Consider the following 20,472-nt stretch of genomic DNA (forward strand, 5'->3'; position numbering starts at 1 on the left):
GCAGGAAACCGCCACCATGTTAGTCGCCGCCGCACCCCGCATCGCCCTCGGCAGTCCGGAATTCAAGCGCAGCAACCGCGCCATGTTCTTTGGCGGCTTTTCCGCCTTCGCGCTGCTGTACTGCGTGCAGCCGTTGATGCCGCTGCTATCGCATGAATTCACCCTGAGCGCGGCGCAGAGCAGCATGGTGCTGTCGATTTCCACCGGCGCACTGGCCTTGTCGTTGCTGGCCTCCAGCGCCGTCTCCGAGCGGCTGGGCCGCAAGCCTTTGATGGTGGCGGCGATGGCGATTGCCGCCGTCATGACGCTGCTGTGCGCCTTCGCCCACAACTACCCGCAACTGCTGGCCATGCGCGCCTTGCTGGGCGTGGCGCTGGGCGGCATGCCGGCCATCGCCATGGCCTACCTGGGCGAGGAAATCGAACCGCGATCGCTGGGCCTGTCGATGGGCTTGTACATCAGCGGCAGCGCCTTTGGCGGCATGGCGGGGCGCGTGATCACTTCGGTGCTGAGCGACCATTTCTCGTGGCGGCTGGCGCTGGCCATGGTCGGCGTGGCGGGGATCGGGGCGGCCATCGAGTTCTGGCGCAGCCTGCCGGAATCGCGCCACTTCGCGCCGGCCCATGGCGGCTGGCGCGCGCTGCCGGCCGGCTTCAGGCTGCATCTGTCGGACGCCGGCCTGCCCTGGTTGTTCGTGCTGGCCTTCCTGCTGATGGGCGCGTTTGTCAGCCTGTACAACTACATCGCTTACCGCCTGCTGGGCGGGCCGTTCAGCCTGAGCCAGAGCGTGGTGGGCGCGGTGTCCTTCTTCTACCTGCTGGGCATCTACAGCTCGGTATGGGCCGGCAAGCTGGCCGACCGCTACGGCCGCCGCAACGTGCTGTGGCTGATGGCGCTGATCATGCTCGGCGGCCTGCTGCTGACCTTGTCGAACTGGCTGCCGTTGATCCTGGCCGGCGTAGCGGTGTTCACCTACGGCTTCTTCGCCACCCACTCGGTGGCCAGCAGCTGGGTGGGGCGGCGCGCGCTGAGCAACAAGGCCCTGGCCTCGGCCCTGTACCTGTTCTTCTACTACCTCGGTTCCAGCGTGATCGGCTCGGCCACCGGCATCATGTGGGGCCGTGCCGCCTGGCCGGGCGTGGTGGCGGTGCTGGCGTGTGCGCTGGGGCTGGCGCTGCTGGTCGCGCTGCGCCTGCGGACGCTGGCGCCGCTGGGGCAGGCCGAGAAATAAACGCCGCAAACGCCTCCGCCGTCAGCGGCCGGCTGTAGTAATAGCCCTGCATTTCGTCGCACTGGTGCAGGCGCAGGTAATGCAGTTCCTCGCCAGTCTCCACGCCTTCCGCGATCACTTTGAAGCCCAGGATGTGGCCCAACGCGATCACCGAGCGCACGATGGCCGCCACCTTGGGCTCGGTCAGCATCTCGCGCGTGAAGGATTGGTCGATCTTGAGATAGTCGACCGGGAACTGCTTGAGGTAGGCCAGGCTGGAGTAGCCGGTGCCGAAGTCGTCGATCGATAGCGCCACGCCCAGTTGCTTGAGGCTTTCGATCACCGTCACCACTTCCTCGACGTTGTGCATCATCAGGCTTTCGGTCAGCTCCAGTTCCAGATACCGCGCATCCAGTCCGCTGTCCTCCAGCGCGGCGCGCACCTCGCTCAGCAGCACACGGTCGCGGAACTGGCGCGCCGACAGATTGACCGCCACCCGCAGCGGCGGCAGGCCGGCCTGCTGCCAGGCCTTGTTCTGCGCGCAGGCGGTGCGCAGCACCCAGCGGCCGATGGCGACAATCAGGCCGGTTTCCTCGGCCACGCCGATGAAGCGCGCCGGCGACACCGCGCCCAGCCCCGGATGCTGCCAGCGGATCAGCGCCTCCATGCCGGTGACGGCGCCGCTGTGCAGGTCCACCTTGGGCTGGTACACCAGGCTTAACTGATCGCGCGCCAGCGCGTGCCGCAATTCCGATTCGATCAGCGCGCGCTCGGCCACGCGCGCGTGCATGTTCTCCTCGAAGAACTGCACCTGGTTGCGCCCGGCTTCCTTGGCGCGGTACATGGCGATGTCCGCGTGCCGCAGCAACTGCTCCGGATCGACGCCGTCGGCCGGGAACACGCTGATGCCGATGCTGCAGGTAACGGTCAGCACCTGCTGTTCCACCGCCACCGGCGCCGCCACCGCCTCCTGCACCAGCTGCAAGATACTGGCCATGGGCCGCTGATTGGCGATCGGCAGCAGCAGCACGAATTCATCGCCGCCCAGCCGCGCCACGGTGTCGCCATCGTTGGCGCAGGCGCGCAGGCGGTTGGCGATGGCGCACAGCAGCTGGTCGCCCAGCTGGTGGCCGAGGTGGTCGTTGATGAGCTTGAAGTTATCGAGGTCGATATACACCAGCCACAGGCTGTGCTTGAAGCGCTGCGAAAAGGTGACCGCCTGCGCCATGCGGTCCTTGAGCAGCACACGGTTGGGCAGGCCGGTCAGGGCGTCATGATTGGCCTGGTGTTCCAGCTGTTCCTGGTATTCCATGATGGCGGTCATGTCGGTCAGCACGCAGACATGGTGGCCGATGGCGTTGTCGCCGGCCAGCACCGGCGCCACGTGCAACTGGGTCCACAGCAGCGCGCCGTCGCGATGGCGCGGGCGCAGCATCAGCGTTTCCTCGTGGTGCGACTGCATCGCCGCTTGCAGCGCCTGATACTGCTCGTCGTGCGGCGGCAGGTCCAGCAGGGTTTCCAGCCGCCGTCCCAGCACGCTCTTGGGCGTATGGTCGAACAGGCGGACGAAGGCCGGATTGGCGTATTCGATCAGCTCGCCCTCGGAGGTGTGGGTGGTGATGGCGATGGCGTTGATGCTGGCCTCCAGCGCGCGGCTGCGCAGTTGCAGCGCCAGTTTCAGCTGCTCGCGTTCGGTGATGTCGTGGGCGAACACCAGCCGCGCCGGGCGGCCGGACAAGGTCACCGAGTGCGACGACACGTCCACCTGCATGCGGCTGCCGTCGCGCCGCATATGAGTCCAGATGCCGGATTGCTCGGCGCCCTTGGCCGGCGCCGCCGCCAGATTGCGCGTCAGGCGCTCCTGCTGTTCCGGCGGGCGGATGTCGCGGATGGTCATTTGCAGGAATTCCGCTTCGGTGTGGCCGTACTGCGCCACGGCCGCCGCGTTCACCACCAGGAAGCGCAGCGTCTCCAGGTCGTACACCCACATCGGATGCGGGTGGGCTTCGAACAGGTACTTGAAGCGCAGGCGCGACTCGTAGACATCGTAGTCGTCCAGCGGATAGCCCAGGCACAGGAAGGTGTGGTCGCGCCACTCGATGGTCTGGGTGACCGGATGGCTGCCGCCGTCCTGCGCCACCAGCTCCACCTCGCCGCGCCAGTAACCGCGCATGCGGGCGGCGGGCAGGGCTTCGTTTTGCAGCATCGGCAACACCCAGGCCGCATACAGCTTGCTGGCCGGCGTGTGTGGCGCAAGCGGCCCCAGCACAGCGGCGGTGTGCTGGTTAAACGCCGTCAATTTGCCCGCCTCATCGATGGCGAAGGCGAAATAGGGACTGCTCCCGAACAGCTGGTCAAAGGCCGGGCCGGATTGCCTGCTGCTGCCGCGCTGGGGACGTCGGCGCGCGGGAGCACGGCTGTATGCTGGCTGCGGGAGAGTGTCCATCTGGTGTCGCCCGGGTAAAGATGATGTCGCTTGATACTAGCCAAGATGGTAAAAACTTGTCGCACGGCTAGCCCGTGCGCGCGCCCCCCGGGCGGGACGCGCCGTTGCGGCTCAGGACGGTTCTTTCAGCGTGGCCATGTCGATCACGAAGCGGTACTTGACGTCGTTCTTGACGAGGCGCTCGTAAGCCTGGTTGATGTCCTGAATGGCAATCATTTCCACGTCGCTGACGATGTTGTGCTCGGCACAGAAGTCCATCATCTCTTGCGTTTCCTTCAGTCCGCCGATGGCCGAGCCCGCCACAGACTTGCGGCCGAGGATGAGGTTGACGCCGGCCGGCGGCGGATCGAGCTCGGTCAGCACGCCCACCATGGCCATGGTGCGGTCGCGGCGCAGCAGTGTCAGATAGGGATTGATATCGTGCGGCACCGGGATGGTGTTGAGCAGGAAATCGAAGCTGTTGGCGTGGGCCCGCATGGCGGCCGGATCGGTGGACAGCAGCACGTCATCGGCGCCGAGGCGCTGGGCGTCCTTGCCCTTGTCCGGCGAGGTGGTGATCATCACCACTTTGGCGCCCATGGCCTTGGCGAACTTCACGCCCATGTGGCCGAGGCCGCCGAGGCCGATCACGCCCACCTTCTGGCCCGGGCCGACCTGCCAGTGGCGCAGCGGCGAGTAGGTGGTGATGCCGGCGCACAGCAGCGGCGCCACGGCTTTCAGATCCAGCTGGTCGGATACCTTGACCACGAAATGCTCGTCGACCACGATCAGGTCGGAGTAGCCGCCGTAGGTGGGGGCGCCGCTGTCGCGTTCGCGGCCGTTGTAGGTGACGGTCATGCCATTCTCGCAGTACTGTTCGAGATCTTCCTCGCAGGCCGGGCAGTGGCGGCAGGAATCGACCAGGCAGCCGACGCCGGCCAGGTCGCCGACCTTGAACTTGTGCACGCCGCTGCCGACCTGCGTCACGCGGCCGATGATTTCGTGGCCCGGCACCATGGGGTAGATCGAGCCGCCCCAGTCGTCGCGCGCCTGGTGCAGGTCGGAGTGGCAGACCCCGGAGTAGAGGATTTCAATCACCACGTCGCTGGCCTTCGGCGCGCGGCGCTCGAAACTGAACGGGACGAGGTGGGAATGTTTGTCGTGGGCGGCATAGCCGTGCGCCTGGAACATGGAGAACTCCTTCGATTGTTATCAGTTGTTGCACTATAATTGTTGGCCTATGCAGCAAACAAGCGCGTTCATCTGCATGGTTTAAACAGGGAATTTGCACAATCATGCAACTCGATAATCTCTCGCACCTGGCGGTGTTCGCCGCGGTGGCGCGGCATGGCAGCTTCCGCAAGGCGGCGGCGGAACTGGCCTTGTCGGCGTCGGCGGTCAGCTATGCGGTGCGCACGCTGGAGGACCGGCTGGGTGTGGGCCTGTTCAACCGCACCACGCGCAGCGTGGCCCTGACCGAGGCCGGCAAGCACTTGCTGGAGCGCCTGCAACCGGCGCTGGGCGGCGTCAATCTGGCGCTGGAGGAGATGAATATGTTCCGCGCCTCGCCGGCCGGCACCTTGCGCATCAACAGCTCGCGCGATGCGGCGGTGATGGTGATCGGGCCGTTGATCCGGCGCTATCTGGATGCGTATCCGGACATCTCGCTGGATATCGTCAGCGATGACGGTTTGATCGATATTGTCGAACGCGGTTTTGATCTCGGCATCCGCTACGAGGAGCATGTGCCGGAGGACATGATCGCGGTGCCGGTGTGGCCGGCGCAGCGTTTTGTGGTGGTCGGTTCGCCCGAGTATTTCGAGCGGCATGGCGTGCCCCGGCATCCGGACGATCTGGCGCGCCACAACTGTGTGCGCTACCGCTTCCCGCGCGGGAATTACTACAAATGGGAGCTGGGCAAGGGCGACATCAAGCTGGAGGTGGGCGTGCCGGGACGGCTGTCGGTGGGCGATTCGCAACTGGCCTTGCGGGCGGCGCTGGATGGCGTGGCGATCACGTTTTTGCCGGAGTTCCGTCTGCTGCCGTTCATCGCCTCGGGCCAGCTGGTGTGCGTGCTGGAGGACTGGTGTCCGCCGACCACCGGGCTGATGATGTACTACCCGCGCCAGCGGCGCATGTCATCGGCCTTGCGCGCCTTCATCGACATGGCGCGCGCTTGATCTGCGTCAGTGCCGGGCCCGATTGCTGCAACTGCTGAGGCGCCTGGCGGTCGAATCCAGATTCATGGAGGAGGCCATCATGTTGCATACCAACGAAATCCAGCATCGCTTTTATTTTGTCGAACGCGCGGTAAGGCTGGCGGCGCAGGCCGCCTCCGCCGAACCGGCCTTGCCGCGCGAGTTGCGCGACTGTCTTGAACGCCTGGACAAGCACGCCGACGCCGCGCGCGAGATCCTGCCCACCAATGACGAACTGCGCATCCGCAAACTGGTGCGCGACATGGAAGTGCTGGCGGACCGCGCCAAGCGCATCTGCAACTACATCCCCACACTTTCCGGTCAGATCAAAGGCGCCGTCACGCACCTGCACAGCCAGATGCAGGAACTAAAGCGCGACATGAGTGTCTGACGGAGGCAGAAGATCATGGACCACAAAAAGAGCATGCGGAATCAATTGATCCGTTTGGCGTATAGCCTTGTTTTCTTTATCGCCTTTACCGCCGTTGCTGTTCTGGCGGATCTATTGTCGGAAGGAATTCGGCAATTAGGTGTTGCTGACTTTACTTATTATTTGGTCGCGTTGACCGCGCGCTTGATGCTTGTCGTCGACGTGCTTCTATTTTGTTATGCCGCGCTGTTTTCAGCTTGGGATTTTCTGAAAGGACAAACGGAATGAATGACGATCCACGTGGTAAGGAAGAAAATTACGCAAAGCGTATGTTTAAGGAAAGCTTGCGCTTTTATTTTGCCCCTCTCATTGGCGCGGTCCGAGGCGCGGTCCGCGCTGTGAAAGCTGAAATGAGGCGCGCCGACCGCGAGCGCGAGCGGCTGCGACGTTGATCGCTACAAAACGCCCTTCGCGCGCAGGGCGGCGATGTCTTCGTCGCTGCGGCCCAGCAGCTCGCGCAGCACGGAGTCGGTGTGCTGGCCCAGCAGTGGCGGGGCGACGGCGTGGTCGGTCGGCGTGGCCGACATGCGCATCGGGCTGCGCACCAGTTTGGTGGTGCCGGCGGTCGGATGCGGCACGTCCATCACGATGCCGCGCGCTTGCACTTGCGGGTTCCGGTACACCTCGTCGAGGTTGTTGATCGGGCCGCAGGGGACGCCGACTTCCTCCAGCCTGCCGATCCAGAAATCGCGCGGCTGTTGCAGCACCATCCCGGCCAGGATGGGCACCAGTTCGTCGCGGTTCTTCACGCGCAGCGGGTTGGTGGCGTAGCGTTCATGGAAGGCGAGGTCGGCGCGGCCGCCGGCCTCGACAAATTTCTGGTACTGCCCGTCGTTGCCGGTGGCGACGATGATGTAGCCGTCCGAACACTGGAAGGTTTGATACGGCACGATGTTCGGATGCGCGTTGCCCCAGCGCTTGGGCGGCTTGCCGCTGTTCAGATAGTTGCTGCCGGCGTTGGCCAGCATGGCCACCTGCACATCCAGCAAGGCCATGTCGATGTACTGGCCTTCGCCGCTGCGGTCGCGGTGCGTCAGCGCGGCCAGGATGGCGATGGTGGCGTACATGCCGGTCATCAGGTCGGTCAGCGCCACGCCGGCTTTTTGCGGACCGCCGCCCGGCAAATCGTCGCGCTCGCCGGTCACCGACATCAGGCCACCCATGCCCTGGATCAGGAAGTCATAGCCGGCGCGGTGCGCGTACGGGCCGTCCTGGCCGAAGCCGGTCACCGAGCAGTAGACCAGGTCCGGCTTGATGGCTTTCAATGACTCATAGTCGAGGCCGTAGCGCTTGAGCTGGCCGACCTTGTAATTCTCCAGCACCACATCGCTTTGCGCCGCCAGCTCGCGCAGCAGTTGCTGGCCTTCGGCACTGGCGATGTCCACCGTGACGGAGCGTTTGCCGCGATTGGCGGACAGGTAGTAGGCCGCTTCGGTGGTGTCCCTGCCATCGGCGTCGCGCGCATACGGCGGCCCCCAGGCGCGCGTATCGTCGCCGTTGCCGGGACGTTCGATCTTGATCACGTCGGCGCCGAGATCGGCCAGATTCTGCGAGCACCACGGTCCCGCCAGTACGCGGCTCAGGTCGAGCACGCGGATATGGCCCAGCGCTTTTTGAGCTGTCATGAGGTTTACCTTTTGAGTAATTCAGGCCGCTAGTGTGGCGGGGCGTCATTTTTTTTGCAAGTCGGCCGCCACCGCCTGCGCGGCCCGCCAGCGCAGCGCCGGCGAGGGATAATCGGCCTTGCTCAGGCGCGGCCAGTCGCTGGCGCGCATCATCTTGCGGAAATAGCCGGCCAGGCGCTCGGCCGGCCAGCCGGCGCGCCACGCCAGCCGCAGGCCCTCGCGGTCGGCCTCCTCTTCCTGCGCGTAGTTGAGCGCGGCCAGCTTGCCCATCAAGCCGCGGTCGTGGTCGACCGCGTGTTCCAGCTCGATGAAGGGGCGCTGCTCCCACGCCGGTTCCAGCCGCAGCGCCGCCTCGTACTCTTTCAGGTTGTGATGCAAGGCCGCGTGCTCGATCTCGTGCGCCAGCAGCATCGCCAGTTCCGCGTCGTTCAGTCCGAGACGGTCGACATAGGGTTTGCTGACCAGGATTTTGCCGCCCGCCATGCAGTCGGCGCTTTGCTCGCTGTCGTCGGTGGTGTGGATTTCCCATGCCCAGTTCGCCGTCTCGGGATAGTCGCGCCGCGCCTGCGCGATCAGCACCCCGGCGATGGTGCGCACGCGGGCGGTGAATTGCGCGTCGCGGTCGATCACATGCTCGGCCATGCGCCCGCCGTACAGAATGGCGGCGCGCGCCATCACCTCGTCCTGCGTGGGCGTGGCGGCATGGGCCAGTTGGGCGGCTAGCAGCAGGGCGTAGATTTGTGATAACGTTGCTCTCATGTGGCCATACCCCAAAATTGTTGCGCATCGCGGCGGCGGCACGCTGGCGCCGGAAAACACCATCGCCGGCTTGCGCGCCGGTCTCGCCTACGGTTTCCGCGCCGTCGAGTTCGACGTCATGCTGTCACGCGACGGCATCGGCATGGTGGTGCACGACCCGGACTTCGGCCGCACCGTGGCCGGGCAGGGCAGCGTGGCGCAGACCGACGCCGCCGCGCTGGCCGGCATGGACGCCGGCAGCTGGTTCGGCGAGGCATTCCGTAACGAGCCTGTACCGTTCTACACCCAGTTCATCGATTATTGCAAGGCGCAGCGCATCTGGATGAATGTGGAGATCAAGCCTGCCGATGGTTTCGAGGCCGCCACCGGCGCCTGGGTGGCGAAAGTGACGCGCGACAGCTACAGCGCCGAACTGGCGGCCGGCGATCCGGCCCGGTATCCGCTGCTCTCGTCCTTCAGTTTTGACGCGCTGGCCGCCGCCCGCGACACCGCCCCCGAGCTGCCGCGCGGCTACCTGCTGGACAAGATTCCGGCCGACTGGCAGCAACAGGCCGAACAGCTGGGCGCGGTCGCCATCCACACCAATCACAAGCACCTGACGCCGCAACTGGCGGCGCGGATCAAGGCCGCCGGCTATGGCCTGTTCTGCTACACCGTCAACGATCCCGCGCGCGGCAGCGAGATTCTGGCCTGGGGCGTGGACGGTTTCTGCACCGACCGCATCGACCTGATCGGCCCAGACTTCTGACCCGGCGATTTTCATAAAAATTTTTTTTGCTCCCCGCGTCCTTTCGGAGTATATATTTCGAAGGAAAAGAGGAGGGGAGCATGCAGCCAGCGCTTACGTCCTACGCGGTCGCCACTTACCTGGACGCCGCCCTGAATCACATGGACATCGCCATCTTTGTGGTCGATGTGGAACTGCATCTGCTGCATGCGAACGCCGCCGCGACCGAACTGCTGCAACGTGATACGGCTTTGCGCCTGCATGGCGACAAGCTGCTGCAGGACGCGGTCAGCGGCGAGCGCTCGCTGGCGCAACTGGTCGCCGCCGTGCTCGATCCTGCAAGCGATACAGATAATCCGCATGCCTTCAGCCTGCCGCGTCATAACCGCCAGCCGCTGCTGTTGACCGCCGTGCCCCATGTGCCATCGCGGGAGCTGCCGTCGCTGCCGCCGTGCGCCATCGTCATGGCCAGCGATCCCGAAACCCACCGCCTGCCGCGCCAGCTGTTGATGGAACTGTTCGACCTCACCCCGGCCGAAGCCGGCGTGGCGCAGGCACTGGCGCATGGCGCGGCGCTGGAAGATATCGCCGCCGCGCTCGACATCAGCCTGCACACCGTCAAGACCCATTTGCAGAAGCTGTTCCGCAAGACCGGCACGCGCCGCCAGGGCGAGCTGGTGTCCATCCTGCACGGCATGCCGGCCGCCTCGGTGCATGCTCAATCGTTTGAGTGATGCCTTGCCGCGCCCCGCTGCCTAGACTTGTTGAAGCGCCACCCGCGCGTGGCGCGCTCTCATCCAAAACTAGGAGCACATCATGAAAAACAAATGGCTATTGGCCATCGCGCTGTGTGCAGCCGCGATGGGCGCGCAGGCGCAGCAGGGAGATGACAGCGTCACCATTCCTGCGCCGCGCCTGAAAATCGAACTGCCGGCGCAGCGCTACCACATGCCGGCGGCCGACCTGAAGGAATTCCGCGGCGCCTACGAGCTGTCCAACGGACAGATCCTGCGGCTGCGCGGCGTCGGCACCGTCCTGTACGGCGAAATCGACGATCAGGGCGAACACCGCATGATCGCCGCCAACCGCAACACCTTCGTGGCGCTGGACCGCAAGCTGCAAGTGCGCATCGACCGCGAACAATATGGCGAGCCCGGCGGCGAAGTGCTGATGGCGGTGCCGGTGCGGGTCGCCGAAACCGGGGAGATCGGCGAACATGTGGTGAGATTGGCAACGCGTTAGTGGGGCGTGAGGGCGGAAAACCGCGCTGGCTGTGGCATAATCAATCTTTTGCACCAGCCAGCTTTCTACCCCTAACGACATGAAATCATCTGAAATCCGCGAGAAGTTCCTCAAGTTCTTCGAATCCAAGGGTCACACTATCGTCCGTTCCAGCTCCCTGGTGCCTGGCAATGACCCGACCCTGCTGCTGACCAACAGCGGCATGGTGCAGTTCAAGGATGTGTTCACCGGCGTCGACAGCCGCCCGTACAGCCGCGCCACCTCGGTGCAGCGCTGCGTGCGCGCCGGCGGCAAGCACAACGATCTGGAAAACGTCGGCTACACCGCGCGTCACCATACGTTCTTCGAGATGCTGGGCAACTTCAGCTTCGGCGATTACTTCAAGCGCGACGCCATCAACTTCGCCTGGGAGCTGCTGACCAAGGTTTACCAGCTGCCGGCCGAGAAGCTGACCGTGACCGTCTATCAGGAAGACGATGAGGCCTACGATATCTGGGCCAACGAAGTCGGCGTGCCGAAAGAGCGCATCATCCGCATCGGCGACAACAAGGGCGCGCGCTACGCCTCGGACAACTTCTGGCAGATGGCCGACACCGGCCCATGCGGCCCGTGCACCGAGATCTTCTACGACCACGGCCCGGACATCTGGGGCGGCCCACCGGGCTCGCCTGAGGAAGACGGCGACCGCTTCATCGAAATCTGGAACCTGGTGTTCATGCAGTTCAACCGCGACGAGCAGGGCGTGCTGCACAAGCTGCCGAAGCAGTCGGTCGACACCGGCATGGGCATGGAGCGCCTGGCCGCCGTGCTGCAACACGTGCACTCGAACTACGAGATCGACCTGTTCCAGAACCTGATCAAGGCCGCCGCGCGCGAAACCGGCGCGACCGACCTGGAAAACAAATCGCTGCGCGTGATCGCCGACCACATCCGTTCGGCCGCCTTCATGATCGTTGACGGCGTGATTCCGGGCAGCGAAGGCCGCGCCTACGTCCTGCGCCGCATCATCCGCCGCGCGCTGCGTCACGGCCACAAACTGGGCCAGACCAAGCCATTCTTCTACAAGCTGGTGGCCGACCTGGCGATCGAAATGGGCGCCGCCTATCCGGAGCTGGAAGAAGCCAAGGACAACGTCGCCAAGATGCTGAAAGCGGAAGAAGAGCGCTTCGGCGAAACGCTGGAAACCGGCATGAAAGTGCTGGAAGCCCAACTGGCCAAGGACGGCAGCCGAATCGACGGCGCCACCGCCTTCACCCTGTACGAAACCTACGGCTTCCCGCCGGACCTGACCGCCGACATCTGCCGCGAGCGCAATATCGGCTTCGATCAGGAAGGCTATGACGCCGCCCTGAAAGAAAGTCAGGAGCTGTCGCGCAAGGGCGGCAAGTCGGTCAAGGACGCCAAAGTCGAGTACAGCGGCGAGAAGAACAAGTTTGTCGGCTACGACAGCCTGGCGCACAGCAGCAAAGTGATCGCGCTGTATGCGGCCGGTTCGCCGGTGCAGGAACTGGCCGCCGGCCAGAATGGCATCGTGGTGCTGGACACCACTCCGTTCTACGCTGAATCGGGCGGCCAGGTCGGCGACCAAGGCGTGATCGCCGCCGCCGGCGCGCAGTTCGATGTCAGCGATACGCTGAAAATCCAGGCCGACGTGTTCGGACACCACGGCGTGCTGGCCTCCGGCGTGCTGAAAGTGGGCGACAGCGTCAACGCCACGGTCGATCAGGCCAAGCGCGGCCGCACCATCCGCAACCACTCGGCCACCCACCTGATGCACAAAGCCCTGCGCGAAGTGCTGGGTTCGCACGTGGCGCAGAAAGGCTCGCTGGTCGATCCGGACAAGGCCCGTTTCGACTTCAGCCACAACGCGCCAATGACCGCGGCGGAAATCGCGCAAGTGGAAGCCATCGTCAACAAAGAGATTCTGGAAAACCACCCGACCCAGTCGCACCACATGTCGTTCGACGACGCCGTCAAGCATGGCGCGATGGCGCTGTTTGGCGAGAAGTACGGCGATGAAGTGCGCGTGATGGACATCGGTTCGTCGAAAGAGCTGTGCGGCGGCGTGCACGTCACCCGCACCGGCGACATCGGCCTGTTCAAGATCGTTTCGGAAGGCGGCGTGGCGGCCGGCATCCGCCGCGTCGAGGCCGTGACCGGCGAGGGCGCGCTGGCGCTGGTGCAAGGCATGGCCCGCAAGCTGAACGAAGCGGCCGCCGCGCTGAAATCCAATCCGGAAGAGCTGACCGTCAAGATCGTCGCGGTGCAGGACCAGGTGAAATCGCTGGAGAAGGAGCTGGCGGCGCTGAAATCCAAGCTGGCCGCCGGGCAGGGCGACGAGCTGGCGTCGCAAGCCATCGACGTCAAGGGCATCAAGGTGCTGGCAGCAACGCTGGACGGCGCCGACGTGGCCGGCCTGCGCGAAACCATGGACAAGCTGAAGGACAAGCTGAAAACCGCCGCCATCGTGCTGGCCTCGGTCAATGACGGCAAGGTCAGCCTGATCGCCGGCGTCACCGCCGACACCACCGGCAAGGTCAAGGCGGGCGAGCTGGTCAACTTCGTCGCACAACAAGTGGGCGGCAAAGGCGGCGGACGCCCCGATATGGCGCAAGCCGGCGGCACCGATGCCAGCGGTCTGGCGGGCGCGCTGGCAGGCGTTTCGGCCTGGGTGGGCGAGCGCGTATAAACCGGGCAAACCCGCTGTAAAGCTGTGTTAATGCGGCCTGCGCGGGGTCTGAGGACCCTGCGCAGGCCGTTGTCGTCTGAGAAGCTCTGTTGTATACTTTCCAGTTCCCGTTGCAAACTTGCAACGTACAACGAACTATTTTGGTGCGGCGCGTCATCAGCCCGGAAAAGGAGTAGTATGACGACACCTCCCCCACAAACGAGCGGGTTTCTTGATGAGCGAAACGATACTTGAAAACGATACCATCGAATTCCACAAGGAATTGGATGCACGTGGCCTGAACTGCCCATTGCCTATCCTCAAGGCCAAGAAGGCGTTGGCAGAGTTGCAAAGCGGCGAAGTCCTGCGCATCATGGCAACCGATCCGGGTTCCGTGCGCGATTTCCAGGCTTTTTGCAAACAAACCGGCAACGCCCTGTTGTCGCACGTCCAGATCGGCCGTGAGTTTGTCTTTTTGATGCAGCGCAAATAATAGCCGCTGTATTTTTCCTTCAAGAAATTCGTCCGAAAGATTTATTTTTTAGACGATTTCCACTAGCTAAAAAACGCACGATCGTGCTTAAATTTCTTGTGCGGGCAGGATTTCTCATATAATCTAGCCCACATTATCAGTCCCGAATTCTTATTTTTCCCACAAAGGCACAGCTATGAAAGTCTTGGTACCCGTCAAACGTGTGGTCGACTACAACGTCAAGGTGCGTGTGAAGTCGGACGGCACCGGTGTTGATATCGCCAACGTCAAAATGTCGATGAACCCGTTCGACGAAATCGCGGTGGAAGAAGCGACCCGCCTGAAAGAAGCTGGCAAAGTAACCGAAGTGGTGGCCGTGTCCGCCGGTGTGACCCAGTGCCAGGAAACCCTGCGCACCGCCATGGCGATCGGCGCCGACCGCGGCATCCTGGTGGAAACCGCCACCGAACTGGAACCGCTGGCCGTGGCCAAGCTGCTGAAGGCGCTGGCCGACAAGGAACAGCCGCAACTGATCATCCTGGGCAAGCAAGCCATCGACGACGACTCCAACCAGACCGGCCAGATGCTGGCTGCGCTGCTGGGCTGGCCGCAAGCGACCTTCGCCTCGAAAGTGGTGCTGGAAGACGGCAAAGCCACCGTGACCCGCGAAGTGGACGGCGGCCTGGAGACCCTGGCGCTGACCCTGCCGGCCATCGTCACCACCGACCTGCGCCTGAACGAGCCGCGCTATGTGACCCTGCCGAACATCATGAAGGCCAAGAAAAAGCCGCTGGATGTGACCAAGCCGGAAGACCTGGGTGTGGACGTCACCCCGCGCCTGAAAACCGTGAAGGTTGCCGAGCCAGCCAAGCGCTCGGCCGGCATCATCGTTCCGGACGCCACCACCCTGGTCGCAAAACTGCGTACCGAAGCTAAAGTCATCTAAAGGAATCTGAACATGGTCGCATTAGTTATCGCAGAACACGACAACGCCAGCCTGAAGGCCAGCACCCTGCACACCGTTACCGCTGCCGCGCAAGCGGGCGGTGAAGTGCACGTGCTGGTGGCCGGCTCGAACGCGGGCGCCGCCGCCGCCGCCGCCGCCGCCATCGCCGGCGTGTCGAAAGTCATTCACGCCGACGCCGCTCACTTCGCTGACGGCCTGGCGGAAAACGTCGCCGAGCAGGCGCTGGCCGTGGCTGGTTCGTACAGCCACATCCTGGCCCCGGCCACCGCCTACGGCAAGAACATCCTGCCGCGCGTGGCGGCCAAGCTGGACGTGGCGCAGATTTCGGAAATCACCAAAGTGGATGCGCCGGACACCTTCGAGCGTCCTATCTACGCCGGTAACGCCATCGCCACCGTGCAGTCGAGCGACAAAGTGAAAGTCATCACCGTGCGCGCCACCGGCTTCGACGCCGCTGCCGCCAGCGGCGGTTCGGCCGCGGTGGAAACCGTGGCAGCGGTTGCCGACTCGGGCAAATCGGCCTTCGTCGGCCGCGAAGTGGCCAAGTCGGACCGTCCGGAACTGACCGCCGCCAAGATCATCGTGTCCGGTGGCCGCGGCATGGGTTCGGGCGAAGCCTTCAAGATCCTGGAACCGCTGGCGGACAAGCTGGGCGCCGCCATGGGCGCGTCGCGCGCCGCCGTGGACGCGGGCTACGTGCCGAACGACTGGCAGGTTGGCCAGACCGGCAAGATCGTTGCGCCTAACCTGTACATCGCGGTCGGCATCTCCGGCGCGATCCAGCACCTGGCCGGCATGAAGGATTCGAAGACCATCGTCGCCATCAACAAAGATCCGGAAGCGCCGATCTTCTCCGTGGCCGACTACGGCATCGTCGGCGACCTGTTCGAAGTCGTGCCACAACTGGTTGCTGAACTGGGCTAAAAACCGCGTAAAGCACATCCGAGGCCACGCCGATCCGGAACGCCGGGTCCCGTGGCCTTTTTCTTGGAGACATAAGATGCCATATCAAGCACCCATCAAAGACATGCTGTTCGTGATGAACGAACTGGCCAACCTGCAAGCCGTGAGCGAACTGCCGGGCTGCGAGGACGCCACCCCTGAAACCGCCGAGGCCGTGCTGGAAGAAAGCGCGAAATTCGTCGCCGGCGAAATCGCGCCGCTGAACCACGAGGGCGACAAGGAGCCGAGCTACTGGACCAAGGACGGGGTGATCACCGCCAAGGGCTTCAAGGAAGCGTTCCGCCAGTTCGCCGACGCCGGCTGGCAAGGCCTGCAACACCCGACCGATTTCGGTGGCCAGGGCTTGCCGAAACTGATCGGCACCCCATGCGTGGAGATGCTGCACGGCGCCAACCTGTCGTTCGCGCTGTGCCCGTTGCTGTCGGATGGCGCCATCGAGGCGCTGCTGATGGCCGGCAGCGAGGAGCAGAAGAGCACCTATCTGGAAGCGCTGGTGACCGGCAAGTGGACCGGCACCATGAACCTGACCGAGCCGCAAGCCGGCTCCGACCTGGCCGCCGTGCGCACCCGCGCCGAGCCGCAGGCCGATGGCACGTACAAGATTTTCGGCACCAAGATCTTCATCACCTACGGTGACCACGACATGACCGAGAACATCGTCCACCTGGTGCTGGCGCGCACGCCGGATGCGCCACCGGGCGTGAAGGGCATCTCGCTGTTCATCGTGCCGAAGTTCCTGGTGAATGCCGATGGCTCGCTGGGCGCGCGCAACGATGCGCATTGCGTGTCGATCGAGCACAAGCTGGGCATCAAGGCCTCGCCGACCGCCGTGCTGCAATTTGGCGACAACGGCGGCGCCATCGGCACGCTGGTGGGCGAAGAGAACCGCGGCCTGGAATACATGTTCATCATGATGAACGCGGCGCGCTTTGGCGTGGGCATGCAGGGCATCGGCCTGTCGGAGCACGCGTACCAGCACGCGCTGGCGTACGCCAGGGACCGCGTGCAATCGCGCGACCTGAATGGCTCGCCGGCGGGCGTGGCCATCATCAACCATCCGGACGTGCGCCGCCTGCTGATGAATATGCGCTCGCAGACCGAAGCCGCGCGTGCGCTGGCCTACGTTGGCGCTTCGCTGTACGACCAGGCCCACCACAGCGCCGATGCCGACGAGCGCGCGCAAAGCCAGGCAGTGTATGAGTATCTAGTGCCTATCATCAAAGGCTGGTCGACCGAACTGTCGCAAGACGTGACGCGCGACGGCGTGCAGATCCACGGCGGCATGGGCTTCATCGAAGAAACCGGCGCGGCGCAGCACTACCGCGACGCCAAGATCCTGACCATCTACGAAGGCACGACCGCGATCCAGGCGAACGACCTGATCGGCCGCAAGACCGTGCGCGACGCCGGCAAGGTGGCCAAGGGCCTGATCGCGCAAGTGCGCGCCACCGAAGCCGAGCTGGCCAAGCTGGAAGGCGCCGACTTCGCGGCGATCCGCAAGCATCTGGCGCAGGGCGCGGCCGATCTGGACGCGGTGGTGGACTACGTGGTGGGCAACATCAAGGCCGACATCAAGGGCGTGTTCTCGGGTAGCGTGCCTTACCTGAAGCTGGCCGGCATCGTGCTGGGCGGCTGGCAGATGGCGCGCGCGGCGCTGATCTCGCAGCGGAAACTGGACGCCGGCAGCGGCGACGCCAGCTTCTACAAAGCCAAGATCGCCACCACGCGCTTCTTTGCCGACCACTTCCTGACCCAGTCGTCCGGCATCCGCACCTCGATCGTCGAAGGCAGCGCCGGCGTGCTGGCGCTGGATAGCGAGCAGTTCTAACCAATCCGGGGTCAGGTCCTCCATTTCTACACGACCTCGGCGCTGGCGACCGTTAGCGCAGAGGCCGTGTAGAATTGGAGGACCTGACCCCGGAGTTTTTATGCGTATTGCCATCGTTTCTGATATCCACGGCAACCTGCCGGCGCTGGAGGCGGTGGTGCGCGATATCGCCCGGCGCGGCGTGGACAGGGTCGTCAATCTGGGCGACAGTTTGTCCGGGCCGCTGCTGGCGCTGGAGACGGCGCGCTTTCTGATGGCGCAGGATTGGGTGCAGCTGGCCGGCAATCACGAGCGCCAGCTCCTGCATCCGCACCTGCACACCGGCTCCGACCGCCATGCCCACGCGCAATTGGGGCCGGCCGAGCTGGCCTGGGTGGCGACCTTGCCGCCCAGCTTGCGGTTGCATCCCGAAGTGCTGCTGTGTCACGGCACGCCGCGCAGCGATCACGAAAATTTCCTGGAGACGGTGGAGGAGGGCGGTGTGCGCATGGCCACGTCGGCGGAGATCGAAGAGCGCATGGCCGGCGTCGAGGCGGCGCTGATCGCTTGCGGCCACACCCATGTGCCGCGCGCGCTGCGCACCGCGGCCGGCTGTCTGATCGTCAATCCCGGCAGCGTCGGCTTGCAGGCTTATGATGACGATCATCTTCACTATCACGTCATGCAAAACGGCGCCACCGACGCGCGCTACGCCATCGTCGAGCGCGGCGCCGACGGCTGGCTGGCCGCGCTGATGGCTGTGCCTTACGATTGGAAACCGATGGCCGCGCTGGCCGAACGCAATGGCCGCCCGGACTGGGCGCACGCCATTGCCACCGGCTACGCTATGCCATCACGTCGATGATCGCCTGATAGACGCGCACCGGTTCTTCGGCGATGCGGTTCAGCACGTAAAGGAAGTGTTCCTGCCCGAACACCGCGTATTCGCGGGTCGGGAAGCCGCGCGCCTGCAAGGCATCGATCTGCTCGGTGCCGAGGCCGATCAGGGATTCAAATTCAAACCAGCGCGGGTCGATCCGCTCCTGCAAAATCAGGTCGCTGATATTGGCCTGGATGCCGCGGTCGTGGGTGGCGATCGAACATTTGTGGCCGCTCAGCAGCAGTTCCTGCGCGTAGCGCCGGTAGGCCGTTGCCAGCTCGGGGCTGTTGCGGGCGTAGGCCACGTCTTCCTGTTCCTGGAACGCGCCCTTCACCAGCCGGATGCGTCCCGGCAGCTTCATCAGCGCCGGCAAGTCCTGCGCCGTGCGGTGGCGCTTGGCCGGCACGGTGATGCCGACGTTGCGCAGGTCGTCTTCCCGGTGCAGCCGGGTGTAGATGGCGTAGATGGCGTCGGCGCGCTCGATGGCTTCCATTGAAATCATCACCTCGCGGTTGATTTCGGCGGCGGCCAGCGCGATGCGGCGCGCGTTGTGGTAGCCCAGCTCGCTGTCCACCAGCGAGCCGACGTGCGACAGGTCGAACGACACCGAGCAATTCAGGTTGCGCTGGCCGATGGCGCGTACCAGTTCCATGAACACTTCGGTTTCGGCCATGGCGAACGCTTCGTCGCGCACGCTTTCGCCCATGTACTCGGCCGAGGCCGCATGGCCGCGCGCGATGATCCGCTCCACCCGCCGCAAGGCGTCGTCGACGGTCTGGCCGGCCACGTAGCGCTGCGACACCTTGTGCATGTAGGGCCGCAGCAGCGGGTCGTTGCAGAACCTTTCCTTGGCCGTCTCGTCCAGCGCCAGCGCGCGCAGGGCGCTGGCGGCCTGGTCGACCAGCGGTTGCCATTCGGCCGGGAAGTTCATCGGCGGATGATGCTGCCGTTGGCGTTCTGGACCCGGTCGCCGGTCAGCATTTGCGGATCGTGGTCGAAGTGGAAGCTGGCCTGGCGGCCGTCGTCGTATTGCACGTGCACGGTCCACTGTTTGGTGGACTTGGCTTTCTCTTCGATTTTCTTGCCGGCGTAGGCGCCGCCGGCGGCGCCCGCCACGGTGGCCAGTTGACGGCCGTGGCCGCTGCCGACCTGGTTGCCCAGCAGGGCGCCGGCCACGCCGCCGGCGATCACGCCCAGCGCGCTGCCTTCGCCGGCTTTTTCGCCGAGCACCACTTGCGTGACCTTGCCGCAGTCGCGGCACTCGCCTGGCTTGGCCGGGCTGGCTTTGTACTGGGCCTTGGCCAGCGCCATGGATTTATCGTATTCGGTCTTGGCGTCGCGCAGGCATTGCATGCGCTGGCCGGAATCCTGCTCGTCGGCGCACAGTTTCTTGTCTTCGGCGTAGCGGGTGGCGAGGCGCCTGGTCTCGGCGTTGTACTGGTCTTTCGGGCTTTGCGCCTGTGCCGCGCTGGCCAGGCTGGCCAGCAGCACGGCGGCCATGATGGAACGGTTGGACATCGTTGTTCTCCTTCTTGTTAACTTAACCATAAGCCCCGCCAGTGTACAGCAAGTCAAACAGGCGGGAGATGGTGGCGATCAGGCTGCCGCAACCGATCATCATGGTGGCCACCAGCACCACCGCCACCGGCCAGCGGGTGTCGGACTGGCGGCCGGAGCCGGGGTTGTGGCGCGCGTCCCATTTGTCGTCCGGCGTCAGGCCCAGCACCAGCGCTTGCAGGAAGCCGGCCAGGCCGGAGACGATGATGGGCAGCAGCTGGTAGAAGCCATTGGCGTCCGGCGCGGCCAGCGACAGCAGCAGCGCGGCCGGCAGGCAGCTCAGGTGCAGCCACAGGCCGCGGTCGCGCCAGCCGCCCAGGTAGAGCCGGTGCAGGCCGAGGCCGCCGAGCAGGAAGGCGAGGAGGGCGGCGAGGGTCTTGTTTTTGTGGCGCGTCTGCTGCAAAACTGTCATGGTTGTTCCGCAAAATAGTCGGTAAACCATCAGTATCAGGCATAATACGGCCCCCGGCACGCCTTTTTTGCGGGCAAGCCTATTGCTCCTGACGCCGGAACGAGGGATAATCTTCGATTACCCAATCTGC

Annotated in this window: 20 protein-coding genes and 1 pseudogene; 14 read left to right on the top strand and 7 right to left on the bottom strand. The window is 64.5% G+C overall.

The window, feature by feature from the left end:
- Positions 1-16 precede the first annotated feature (16 nt).
- Positions 17-1,231, top strand: a complete 1,215-nt coding sequence (locus tag GM676_RS32165) for an MFS transporter (RefSeq protein ID WP_155463616.1) — start codon at positions 17-19, stop codon at positions 1,229-1,231.
- A gap of 37 nt (positions 1,232-1,268) precedes the next feature.
- Here GM676_RS32165 and GM676_RS11100 read toward each other — a convergent pair.
- Positions 1,269-3,656: pseudogene (locus tag GM676_RS11100) on the bottom strand (putative bifunctional diguanylate cyclase/phosphodiesterase); the annotation flags it as partial.
- Positions 3,657-3,767: 111 nt separating this feature from the next.
- Entirely contained in the window at positions 3,768-4,826 is a 1,059-nt protein-coding gene (locus tag GM676_RS11105) for an NAD(P)-dependent alcohol dehydrogenase (protein WP_155463618.1), read from the bottom strand.
- A gap of 104 nt (positions 4,827-4,930) precedes the next feature.
- On the opposite strand from GM676_RS11105, the gene GM676_RS11110 reads away from it, so the two are divergent.
- From GM676_RS11110 to GM676_RS31555, 4 genes are all read left to right on the top strand, one after another.
- The gene (locus tag GM676_RS11110) at positions 4,931-5,815 is read left to right on the top strand and encodes a LysR family transcriptional regulator (RefSeq protein WP_155463619.1); all 885 of its coding nucleotides are present in this window, start codon (positions 4,931-4,933) and stop codon (positions 5,813-5,815) included.
- 79 nt (positions 5,816-5,894) lie between these two features.
- On the top strand, positions 5,895-6,224 hold the full coding sequence (locus GM676_RS11115; RefSeq protein WP_155463620.1) for a hypothetical protein: 330 nt from the start codon (positions 5,895-5,897) through the stop codon (positions 6,222-6,224).
- 15 nt (positions 6,225-6,239) lie between these two features.
- Positions 6,240-6,491: a hypothetical protein gene (locus GM676_RS11120; protein WP_155463621.1), complete on the top strand. Its 252-nt coding sequence runs from the start codon at positions 6,240-6,242 to the stop codon at positions 6,489-6,491.
- Entirely contained in the window at positions 6,488-6,655 is a 168-nt protein-coding gene (locus tag GM676_RS31555) for a hypothetical protein (protein ID WP_170304277.1), read from the top strand. Before GM676_RS11120 ends, GM676_RS31555 begins: the two co-directional genes overlap by 4 nt.
- A 3-nt stretch (positions 6,656-6,658) precedes the next feature.
- Here GM676_RS31555 and GM676_RS11125 read toward each other — a convergent pair whose 3' ends face one another.
- The gene (locus GM676_RS11125; protein WP_155463622.1) at positions 6,659-7,888 is read right to left on the bottom strand and encodes a CaiB/BaiF CoA transferase family protein; all 1,230 of its coding nucleotides are present in this window, start codon (positions 7,886-7,888) and stop codon (positions 6,659-6,661) included.
- Positions 7,889-7,933: 45 nt separating this feature from the next.
- Complete coding sequence (locus GM676_RS11130) at positions 7,934-8,647, bottom strand: M48 family metalloprotease (protein ID WP_170304278.1); 714 nt, start codon at positions 8,645-8,647, stop codon at positions 7,934-7,936.
- Here GM676_RS11130 and ugpQ point away from each other — a divergent pair.
- From ugpQ to GM676_RS11175, 9 genes are all read left to right on the top strand, one after another.
- On the top strand, positions 8,646-9,395 hold the full coding sequence (ugpQ, locus tag GM676_RS11135) for a glycerophosphodiester phosphodiesterase (RefSeq protein WP_155463624.1): 750 nt from the start codon (positions 8,646-8,648) through the stop codon (positions 9,393-9,395). The two genes, GM676_RS11130 and ugpQ, sit on opposite strands and share 2 nt — an antisense overlap.
- A gap of 80 nt (positions 9,396-9,475) precedes the next feature.
- Complete coding sequence (locus tag GM676_RS11140; RefSeq protein WP_155463625.1) at positions 9,476-10,108, top strand: helix-turn-helix transcriptional regulator; 633 nt, start codon at positions 9,476-9,478, stop codon at positions 10,106-10,108.
- 82 nt (positions 10,109-10,190) lie between these two features.
- Positions 10,191-10,616 (top strand): hypothetical protein, encoded by a 426-nt coding sequence (locus GM676_RS11145; RefSeq protein ID WP_155463626.1) that lies wholly within the window; start codon positions 10,191-10,193, stop codon positions 10,614-10,616.
- A 79-nt stretch (positions 10,617-10,695) separates the two neighbouring features.
- The gene (gene alaS / locus GM676_RS11150) at positions 10,696-13,305 is read left to right on the top strand and encodes an alanine--tRNA ligase (RefSeq protein ID WP_155463627.1); all 2,610 of its coding nucleotides are present in this window, start codon (positions 10,696-10,698) and stop codon (positions 13,303-13,305) included.
- A 214-nt stretch (positions 13,306-13,519) separates the two neighbouring features.
- Positions 13,520-13,777: a sulfurtransferase TusA family protein gene (locus tag GM676_RS11155; RefSeq protein WP_155463666.1), complete on the top strand. Its 258-nt coding sequence runs from the start codon at positions 13,520-13,522 to the stop codon at positions 13,775-13,777.
- A 175-nt stretch (positions 13,778-13,952) separates the two neighbouring features.
- A complete protein-coding gene (locus GM676_RS11160) occupies positions 13,953-14,702 on the top strand; it encodes an electron transfer flavoprotein subunit beta/FixA family protein (RefSeq protein WP_155463628.1) in 750 nt (249 codons plus the stop codon).
- 12 nt (positions 14,703-14,714) lie between these two features.
- Positions 14,715-15,647 carry an electron transfer flavoprotein subunit alpha/FixB family protein gene (locus GM676_RS11165; protein ID WP_155463629.1) on the top strand — a complete coding sequence of 311 codons (933 nt, stop codon included), beginning with the start codon at positions 14,715-14,717 and terminating at the stop codon, positions 15,645-15,647.
- A gap of 76 nt (positions 15,648-15,723) precedes the next feature.
- On the top strand, positions 15,724-17,514 hold the full coding sequence (locus GM676_RS11170; protein ID WP_155463630.1) for an acyl-CoA dehydrogenase: 1,791 nt from the start codon (positions 15,724-15,726) through the stop codon (positions 17,512-17,514).
- Positions 17,515-17,614: 100 nt separating this feature from the next.
- Positions 17,615-18,358 carry a metallophosphoesterase family protein gene (locus GM676_RS11175; RefSeq protein WP_155463631.1) on the top strand — a complete coding sequence of 248 codons (744 nt, stop codon included), beginning with the start codon at positions 17,615-17,617 and terminating at the stop codon, positions 18,356-18,358.
- Here GM676_RS11175 and GM676_RS11180 read toward each other — a convergent pair.
- The 3 genes from GM676_RS11180 to GM676_RS11190 are packed head-to-tail and all read right to left on the bottom strand — an operon-like array spanning position 18,339 to position 20,342.
- Positions 18,339-19,304: a proline dehydrogenase family protein gene (locus tag GM676_RS11180; protein WP_155463632.1), complete on the bottom strand. Its 966-nt coding sequence runs from the start codon at positions 19,302-19,304 to the stop codon at positions 18,339-18,341. The genes GM676_RS11175 and GM676_RS11180 overlap by 20 nt on opposite strands.
- Positions 19,301-19,891, bottom strand: coding sequence for an outer membrane lipoprotein (locus GM676_RS11185; protein WP_155463633.1), 591 nt, complete (start codon positions 19,889-19,891; stop codon positions 19,301-19,303). The genes GM676_RS11180 and GM676_RS11185 overlap by 4 nt, the downstream gene beginning before the upstream one ends.
- A 22-nt stretch (positions 19,892-19,913) precedes the next feature.
- Positions 19,914-20,342: an NINE protein gene (locus GM676_RS11190; RefSeq protein WP_155463634.1), complete on the bottom strand. Its 429-nt coding sequence runs from the start codon at positions 20,340-20,342 to the stop codon at positions 19,914-19,916.
- Positions 20,343-20,472 lie beyond the last annotated feature (130 nt).

This window comes from Duganella radicis, assembly GCF_009720825.1.
Classification (GTDB): Bacteria; Pseudomonadota; Gammaproteobacteria; order Burkholderiales; family Burkholderiaceae_D; genus Rugamonas; species Rugamonas radicis.

What these genes read in the sequence shown, in the direction of transcription:
- GM676_RS11165 (WP_155463629.1), top strand. Translation starts at nt 14,715, where the DNA reads ATGGTCGCATTAGTTATCGCAGAACACGACAACGCCAGCCTGAAGGCC.
- GM676_RS11180 (WP_155463632.1), bottom strand. Translation starts at nt 19,304, where the DNA reads ATGAACTTCCCGGCCGAATGGCAACCGCTGGTCGACCAGGCCGCCAGC.
- alaS (WP_155463627.1), top strand. Translation starts at nt 10,696, where the DNA reads ATGAAATCATCTGAAATCCGCGAGAAGTTCCTCAAGTTCTTCGAATCC.
- GM676_RS11110 (WP_155463619.1), top strand. Translation starts at nt 4,931, where the DNA reads ATGCAACTCGATAATCTCTCGCACCTGGCGGTGTTCGCCGCGGTGGCG.
- GM676_RS31555 (WP_170304277.1), top strand. Translation starts at nt 6,488, where the DNA reads ATGAATGACGATCCACGTGGTAAGGAAGAAAATTACGCAAAGCGTATG.
- GM676_RS11125 (WP_155463622.1), bottom strand. Translation starts at nt 7,888, where the DNA reads ATGACAGCTCAAAAAGCGCTGGGCCATATCCGCGTGCTCGACCTGAGC.
- GM676_RS11145 (WP_155463626.1), top strand. Translation starts at nt 10,191, where the DNA reads ATGAAAAACAAATGGCTATTGGCCATCGCGCTGTGTGCAGCCGCGATG.
- GM676_RS11170 (WP_155463630.1), top strand. Translation starts at nt 15,724, where the DNA reads ATGCCATATCAAGCACCCATCAAAGACATGCTGTTCGTGATGAACGAA.
- GM676_RS11120 (WP_155463621.1), top strand. Translation starts at nt 6,240, where the DNA reads ATGGACCACAAAAAGAGCATGCGGAATCAATTGATCCGTTTGGCGTAT.
- GM676_RS11130 (WP_170304278.1), bottom strand. Translation starts at nt 8,647, where the DNA reads ATGAGAGCAACGTTATCACAAATCTACGCCCTGCTGCTAGCCGCCCAA.
- GM676_RS11160 (WP_155463628.1), top strand. Translation starts at nt 13,953, where the DNA reads ATGAAAGTCTTGGTACCCGTCAAACGTGTGGTCGACTACAACGTCAAG.
- GM676_RS11115 (WP_155463620.1), top strand. Translation starts at nt 5,895, where the DNA reads ATGTTGCATACCAACGAAATCCAGCATCGCTTTTATTTTGTCGAACGC.
- GM676_RS11185 (WP_155463633.1), bottom strand. Translation starts at nt 19,891, where the DNA reads ATGTCCAACCGTTCCATCATGGCCGCCGTGCTGCTGGCCAGCCTGGCC.
- GM676_RS32165 (WP_155463616.1), top strand. Translation starts at nt 17, where the DNA reads ATGTTAGTCGCCGCCGCACCCCGCATCGCCCTCGGCAGTCCGGAATTC.
- GM676_RS11155 (WP_155463666.1), top strand. Translation starts at nt 13,520, where the DNA reads ATGAGCGAAACGATACTTGAAAACGATACCATCGAATTCCACAAGGAA.
- GM676_RS11190 (WP_155463634.1), bottom strand. Translation starts at nt 20,342, where the DNA reads ATGACAGTTTTGCAGCAGACGCGCCACAAAAACAAGACCCTCGCCGCC.
- GM676_RS11105 (WP_155463618.1), bottom strand. Translation starts at nt 4,826, where the DNA reads ATGTTCCAGGCGCACGGCTATGCCGCCCACGACAAACATTCCCACCTC.
- ugpQ (WP_155463624.1), top strand. Translation starts at nt 8,646, where the DNA reads ATGTGGCCATACCCCAAAATTGTTGCGCATCGCGGCGGCGGCACGCTG.
- GM676_RS11175 (WP_155463631.1), top strand. Translation starts at nt 17,615, where the DNA reads ATGCGTATTGCCATCGTTTCTGATATCCACGGCAACCTGCCGGCGCTG.
- GM676_RS11140 (WP_155463625.1), top strand. Translation starts at nt 9,476, where the DNA reads ATGCAGCCAGCGCTTACGTCCTACGCGGTCGCCACTTACCTGGACGCC.